5 protein-coding genes and 1 pseudogene are annotated in these 6,337 nt (G+C 57.3%); 2 read left to right on the top strand and 4 right to left on the bottom strand.

Annotation, left to right across the window (positions count from 1 at the left end):
- The 4 genes and pseudogenes from AACY42_RS27795 to AACY42_RS27780 form a co-directional block, all read right to left on the bottom strand.
- On the bottom strand, nt 1–283 hold a 283-nt coding region (locus AACY42_RS27795; RefSeq protein ID WP_339483692.1), incomplete at its 3' end, for a transposase.
- A 405-nt stretch (nt 284–688) separates the two neighbouring features.
- Nucleotides 689–1,609: pseudogene (locus AACY42_RS27790) on the bottom strand (transposase).
- A 187-nt stretch (nt 1,610–1,796) separates the two neighbouring features.
- On the bottom strand, nt 1,797–2,987 hold the full coding sequence (locus AACY42_RS27785) for an MFS transporter (RefSeq protein WP_339483691.1): 1,191 nt from the start codon (nt 2,985–2,987) through the stop codon (nt 1,797–1,799).
- Nucleotides 2,984–4,177 (bottom strand): serine hydrolase domain-containing protein, encoded by a 1,194-nt coding sequence (locus AACY42_RS27780; RefSeq protein ID WP_339483690.1) that lies wholly within the window; start codon nt 4,175–4,177, stop codon nt 2,984–2,986. The genes AACY42_RS27785 and AACY42_RS27780 overlap by 4 nt, the downstream gene beginning before the upstream one ends.
- 115 nt (nt 4,178–4,292) lie before the next feature.
- Between AACY42_RS27780 and AACY42_RS27775 the strand changes: the two genes are divergently transcribed.
- Nucleotides 4,293–5,183 (top strand): LysR family transcriptional regulator, encoded by an 891-nt coding sequence (locus tag AACY42_RS27775; RefSeq protein ID WP_339483689.1) that lies wholly within the window; start codon nt 4,293–4,295, stop codon nt 5,181–5,183.
- Between the two features lie 261 nt (nt 5,184–5,444).
- Nucleotides 5,445–6,337, top strand: an 893-nt coding sequence (locus AACY42_RS27770) for a type I restriction endonuclease (protein WP_339483688.1), incomplete at its 3' end; no start/stop codon positions are given.

The following is a 6,337-nucleotide window of genomic DNA, read 5'->3' as shown; positions in this document are numbered from 1 at the left end:
GCAGACGACGGAAGTTGAGAATCGTGGTTTCGTCCGGGACTCGCTCCAGACTCAGACCCGAAAACTGGCGCAGGATGGTCGTCTCATACAACGCTTCCTCCATCGCCGGATCGCTGTAGCCGAACCAATTCTGCATCAGATGCACGCGCAGCATCGACATCAGTGGATAGGCCGGACGACCACCTTCGCCCTTCGGATAGTGCGGCTCGATCAGGAACAACTCCTTGCGGGTCTGTTTGCGCTTGCCGGCGTACTCGGCATCGGCGAAGGTCATCTGTTTCATCATTGAAAAGCTCGGCGACTGGTGTCCGGTGATTTTGCCAAATCAGGAAGTCTTTTTCAGAGTTTCCCTAGCCGCCTACGGCGAATCTGGCCACGGGGTTATTGATCGAACTGCGGATGATGATGCAAATCTCTTGAGGCTATGCTTTTAGGCAGATGCGCTGTCCATGGTTTAGGTCGATCTGAGGGCGCACACGGCTCAACAGGTAGCAGTGGCCCACCGGTAAATTTGGGTCGATTGCTGCCGTTTGCGACGGGCGGCTTTCGGCCGATTCTGTTGAAAAAGTCGGATTTCGCCTCGCCTGAACTCAGGCACGACCACCACCGGAGAACCTACTCACCACATTGAGTGGCTCTCGGCCCTTCGTTGACCTTTGCTGCTCTGTTAATGGGTTAGTTTGAGGTTTTAGGGTGGCCCTTGAGATGAAAACTTGGCCAGCCGTCTCAGGTTCTGCACCGCAGCGGCCAGCGTGAATTCGTCCGGCGCGCCACTCATGCCACGTAGCGGCAGGCGATCCAATTTCAGGATGCGTTTGAGGTGGGCAAACAACATTTCGACCTTTTTACGTTCGTGGCGAGAGCGCGCGTACTCCGGCGTCGCCGCGATGCGTCGAGCCTCATCACGAGCGGCTGATCGGAAGATGATGGTGTCGGCTTTTGTGACGTGGGAACGCTCGTTCTTGAAGGCTCGCCATTCGCTGCGTATACGTTGCCGGCTGGGCAGCGATATTCCTCAGCATCCTCATTCCAGGGGAAATCGTTACTCGAAAAGCTGTCGTTCTTGCGCTCGGTTTTGTCCCACACCGGCACATGCGGTTCGATATCTTTTTCCTCCACCTTCCCGGCCAGCATCGGCGCTGTGCCGTAAGCGGTGTCGCCAATGAGGCGCTCTGGCTTGATGTCGAACTGCGCTTCGACCCGATCGATCATCGTTTTGGTACTCTCGACTTCTGCGGTTCGATGAGCCGGTGTGGGCTCCACATCCATGATCACGCCGTGCTCGGTATCGATCAGATAATTCGTGGAGTAAGCGTAGAAAGCTGGGCCTCCTGGAGCAGCGATACGCCAGGTTCAAATGGGCCTCTTCACACAACCGCCGTTCGGAGCGGACGCCATAGCAGTAGCCGACGATCAGCATACGGATCATCAGTTCAGGATCAATCGACGGACGCCCAATCGGGCTATAGAAATCGGCGAGGTAGTGACGCAGGTCGCTCAGATCGAGACACCGATCAGTGCTGCGCAGAAGATGATATTTTGGGATGTGGTCTTCAAGGTTGAACGAGTAAAACAGCCGATCCTGCCCACTTGATAGCTGTCCCATCATGCTGCGTGCTTCCCTGCTGGCCGATGCGGAAATTTTGCAGGAGGCCAGCCAGGGGAGCTACTTTTTCAACAGAATCGGCCGATAGCTGCCTGTCATGCCGGTCCAGTCCAAAAGCTTTGGGATGAGCGCTGTTAACGAGGTTCGCTGCTGCCTGCTACCACATCAGCACATCAGCACATCAGCACATTCAAATTGCATCGGATTTCAGTCCCTGCACCACGGGAAACCCGCGCAGCTTGGCCGACCACGTCACCACCAGCGTGGTCACCAACAGCACCAGTAGCGCAGGAGGGAATGCTTCTACGCCGAGTCGGTCGAGTAGCAGACCTCCCACAATGCCCCCGCCAGCAATTGCGGTGTTCCAAGCAGTCACGAGCATGGATTGTGCGACATCTGACGCATTGCCAGCAGTTTGGGCCAATGCCGTTTGAAACAACGTTGCGGCGCCGCCAAAGGCTAATCCCCACGCGCCAATCGCTACGAAAACGGCAACGGGTTCAGTGGCTGCTATACCCAGCACCATTGCTGAAATCCCAAACAATGCGGTACTCGCCAGGGTCAGCGCGCGCAGGTACTGGTCGATTAACACCCCAACAATCCAGATGCCCAGCAGCGATGTGATTCCGAAGACCAGCAGTACTACATCCGTCTGCGCCCCCAGGCCGGCCACCTGCAGAAACGGGGCGATGTAGGTGTAAAGAATGTTGTGCGCAAGGACGAACGCCAGTACCACGAAGAGCACGGGGCGAATGCCCGGCAGTGTGAATACATGGCGCAGCGACAGACGTTTTTCTTCAACCTTTCCGGCGAAGTCTGGCACGTTGAAGCGCATCCATGCCATCAGCAGCACGGCCAGCAGGCTCATAATGCCGAAGCACATGCGCCATCCCAGGACGTTGCCCAGAAAGGTTCCGGCCGGGATGCCCAACGAGAGCGCCAGGGGTGTGCCCACCATCGCAATCGCGATGGCGCGGCCTTTGCGGTGTTCGGGCACCAGGCGCGCGGCATAGCCGGCCAATAACGCCCACAACAGCCCCGCCGCAACGCCGGCCACAAAGCGCGCCGCGATCGTCAACGTGAAGCTGGTCGAAAACGTCGTGACCGTGTTGGCAATGGCAAAGCCGGCGATGGCAGCGAGTAGCAAGGGACGGCGACGAAATCCTTGTGTGGCCGCTGTTAACGGCATGGCGGCCATTAGCGATCCAATGGCATAGGCGGTGACGGTTTGCCCGACCCATGCCTCGGAGACGGCCAGCTCCTGTGCCATCTGCGGCAACAGACCAGCCGGCAGTGCTTCGGTAAGGATGGTGATGAAGGCGGCCATTGCCAGCGCCAACAAGGGTGCATAAGGCATACGATCCTGCACTTGCGAGTTCATTGGCCTAGCTCCGCGACGCCGTATACCGCGTCCCGCAGGTCGGTTACGAACCGTCCCGACATGCCCTCGTACAACGTGTTGGTGAAGGCGACGACACTCAGCTTCTGCTGTCGATCCACACACCACGAATGGCCATAGGCGCCACCCCAACGCCAGGTGCCTGGCGACTCGGGGGTGACCGCCAAGGCCGGATCGCGCAGTATCGAGAACCCCAGACCAAAGCCGAACCCCGGTGCAGCGGGCAATTCCCGGCCGCCGGTTTGATCGAGTGCCATCTCCTCGACGAGTGCCGTGGACAGCAGCTCACCGCCGCCGCGACGCAATGTTTCAAGGAGGCGCAGGAAGTCCTCGGCTGTTCCGGCCATGCCGGCACCACCCGACGCAAACGCCTGCGGGTTGAAGATGCGGGCGGGGCTGAACGGGATGCCGATCGCCCCCTCGAACGGCGAAACGATTTCGCCTTCGGCCAGTGCGCGGGGCTCGGGAGTCGCACTGACATAGGCGGTAGGCACGCGCGATGGGTCCAACGCGGCAAAGCCGGTAGCGGTCATGCGCAGCGGATCAGTCACGAGCTGGCGCACCGCATCAGCCAGTTGCTCGCCCTGCACCCGCTGAATCACCGCCCCTAGTACATCGGTTGCCACCGAATAGCCCCAGGCCGTGCCGGGCTCGTACAGCAGCGGCACGCTGGCGATGCGGCTCAGGTTCTCGGTGAGGCTGACGGTGGACGCATCCATACCGTCCGAGACACCGGCCTGTGCATAGGGGCCATGCGCATCGGCTTCGAAAAAGCGATAGCCAAGCCCCGCCGTGTGACTAAGCAAATGCCGCACCGTGATGTGGGCAAAACGCCCATCAGCCAACTGTGGCCGAAACTCGGGCAACCACCGTTCAACGCTGTCATCCAGACCGAGACGGCCTTGCGCTACCAATACCAGGGCCGCCGTCGAGACAATAGGTTTGCTGACCGATGCCAAGCGAAACACCGCCTCTACGCTCATCGGCAATCGCTTCTCGCGGTCGGCCCAGCCGGCCGCCTGGCGATGGACCAACTCGCCATCGCGGGCCACCAATACTACCGCGCCAACCAGTCGCTGCTGCTCCAGCGCTTGCTGGACCGTTGCGTCAATGCGCGCGGACAATTGACGTGAAAGCGTGCCCGTGGATAAAGCGATTTCGGGGAGGGTCATGCGCAGTTCCTTCTGAGAGTGGAGAGCCCCACCACGATAGAAAGTCTAGGATTAAAGAAAAATTGGGGTAGAGTTCCATTTTATGCGGAGCAGAACGTCCGCAATGGAGGGCAGCATGGACAGCTTGAATGGCTTTGTGGTGTTTGTGCAGGTCGCCGAAAATCGCAGTTTCGTGGCGGCCGGCCGAATGCTGGGGGTGTCGGCGTCGGCCATCGGCAAGAGTGTGGCGCGGCTGGAAGAGAAGCTCGGTGTTCGCCTGTTTCACCGCAGCACGCGCAGCGTCACGCCGACTGCCGAAGGCATGCTGTTTCTGGAGCGCAGCCGTCGGATTCTGGCAGAAATCGAGGCAGCTCAACTGGAACTGTCGCAAGCTAGCGTCGCTCCACGTGGACGCTTGAGGGTCAGCCTGCCCTTGGTCAGTTCACTGGTACATCCGGTGCTCGGCGACTTTATGCGTGAGTACCCGGCCATTGAATTGGACCTAGACTTCAGCGACCGCCTGGTCGATGTGATCGAGGAAGGTTTCGACGTCGTGGTCAGAACCGGCGTGCCTACGGATTCGCGTTTATCGGCGCGTAAGCTCGGTTCATTCTGTTCGTTGCTGGTCGCCTCGCCGGACTACCTGACAGCGCGTGGTACGCCAAAAGTACCAACCGATCTGCTGCAACACAGCTGCCTGCACTACCGTTTCCCCAATAGCGGCAAGCTGGAAACCTGGGCCTTGCGTCGTACTGCTGAGGAGCCCGAGTTAGCCTTGCCCATTTCGATGATCTGCAACACCATCGAAACCCGTTTGTGCTTTGCCTTACGGGGGCTGGGCATCGCCTACCTGCCGGAGTTCTCAGTCAGGCAGGCGCTCGCCGAGGGGCAGCTGTGGACCGTTTTGCCAGAGCACACAGAGCGCAATGGCGAGTTCCATTTACTATGGCCGGCCAGTAAACACCCCTCTCCCAAGGTGCGGGTATTCGTCGACTTCCTCTGTGCCCGGGTATTTCCGGCTAGATGATTCTCGGATTTATTTTCACTACTCTAAACGTCCGCTTCTGGCCGCTTTCTGCCTCTCGCGACTGGTAGAGAACGGCCAAAAGCAGTCGTTCGAATGCGTTGAGATCAGAGGCGTTTCTGAGCGCGATAGCACCTGCCCAAATGTCATTTCCCTGTCCAAGCATCCAGCGTGGATGGAATGCCAGTAGCAGGAGTGGATTTAGCCATAGTAGCGTTGCGCCTCTACGATCCCGATCGGGTGAACGTGTAACGGAGCAGTGAAATGGATTTTGTAGAACGCTTGAACGCAATGTCAGCGAAAGTCAATCAGCTAGCGTCGACTATACAAACGGAGGAAGCAACGAAAACTGCTTTCGTCATGCCGTTCATTCATACCGTGCTGGGCTATGATGTATTCGACCCTTCCGAAGTCGTTCCAGAATACGTCTGCGATGTCGGCACGAAAAAAGGAGAAAAGATTGATTACGCGATTTTGAAAGATGGCCAAATCCAGATATTGATCGAAACAAAAAAAGTCGGCGAGCCGCTCAATATCAACCATGCGAGCCAACTTTTCCGATACTTTCATGTCACCACTGCACGAATTTCCATTCTTACAAATGGCAGGTTTTATAGGTTCTACACCGATCTTGATGCACCAAACAAAATGGATGAAAAGCCGTTCCTAGAGATCGACCTGCTTAATATTGATGAGCACGTAACCCCTGAACTTCAAAAGCTAACGAAGTCCGCTTTCGACGTTGATTCGATCATCAATGCCGCAGGCGAACTGAAGTACGTGGGAAACATAAAAAAGGAAATGGCTACTCAGTTCACCCAACCTGATGATGATTTCGTTCGCTTCTTCGCATCGCGAGTCTACGAAGGGGTCATAACTCAGAAAGTTCGAGATCAGTTTACTCTGCTTACAAGGAAAGCCGCAGCCCAGTTTCTCAGTGACCAAATCAACGACAGGTTGAAGTCGGCGATGAGCAAAGCCACATTTCCCACGCCCGCTGAATCGGTCGTCGCTGAAAATCAGGCTGAAACCCAAGAAGAGCCTGAAGATCGTATTCTGACTACGATGGAGGAGCTGGAAGGTTTTCATATAATCAAAGCGATTGTCCGGACCGTCATAGATGCAAAGCGCATAGCCAGCAGAGACACCCAGAGCTA

The organism is Pseudomonas sp. RL_5y_Pfl2_73, assembly GCF_963970515.1.
In the GTDB taxonomy this organism is placed as follows: Bacteria; Pseudomonadota; Gammaproteobacteria; order Pseudomonadales; family Pseudomonadaceae; genus Aquipseudomonas.
The sequence above is the reverse complement of the archived record's forward strand: the minus strand, read 5'-3'. Positions and strand labels throughout refer to the sequence as shown.